General features: G+C 70.1%; 1 protein-coding gene. It reads right to left on the bottom strand.

What is annotated here, in order from left to right:
* Nucleotides 1-728, bottom strand: a 728-nt coding sequence (locus ABD323_RS42740) for a transglycosylase domain-containing protein (RefSeq protein WP_344447436.1), incomplete at both ends; no start/stop codon positions are given.

Genomic DNA, 728 nt, shown 5'->3' with positions numbered 1-728 from the left:
GGTCTGGGTGGTGATCGGGCGGCCGTCCTGGGTGGTGTGCTCGCCGTCGAGTCCGGCCGCCAGGTCGATCGGCTTGAAGGTGGAGCCGACCTGGTTGTCCTGCCGGACCGCGTCGTTGTACTGCTGCTTGGCGTAGTCGGGGCCGCCGTAGACCGCGACGATCTTCCCGCTGGCCGGTTCGACCGAGGCGCCGGAGACCCGGGCCGCGGTGTGGGCGTCCTGCCTGGGCTTGTCGAAGGTGGTGGTGATCTTCCAGCCGCCCGCCTTCAGGGTGGCCGCGTCCAGCACGTTGGTGCTGGTCAGGTAGTCGTCGGCGATGTCCACCAGGTACCCGGCCTGGCCGCTCAGGCCGGTGGCGGGCTGCGGGTCGATCGGTTCGGGGAAGGTGGTGGCGGCCCGGGTGGCGGCGTCCAGGAAGCCGAGCTGGACCATGCCGTCCAGGACGTAGTTCCAGCGGGCCAGCGCCTTGGCCTGGTTGGCCGGGGTGCTGTTCTTCACGTCGTAGGCGCTCGGGGCCTGCAACAAGGCGGCCAGGTAGGCGCCCTGGGCGGCGTTCAGCTGGGTGGCGTCGATGCCGTAGTACGCCTGGGCGGGGGCCTGGATGCCGTACGCGCCGCGACCGTAGTAGGAGGTGTTGAGGTAGCCGGCCAGCACCTCGTCCTTGGTCTCGGTGGCGTCCACCTTGACCGCGATGAACAGCTCCTTCACCTTGCGGGCGACGGTCTGCT

It is taken from the genome of Kitasatospora nipponensis, assembly GCF_039528135.1.
In the GTDB taxonomy this organism is placed as follows: Bacteria; Actinomycetota; Actinomycetes; order Streptomycetales; family Streptomycetaceae; genus Kitasatospora; species Kitasatospora nipponensis.
This window is presented reverse-complemented; position numbering and strand designations above follow the sequence as displayed.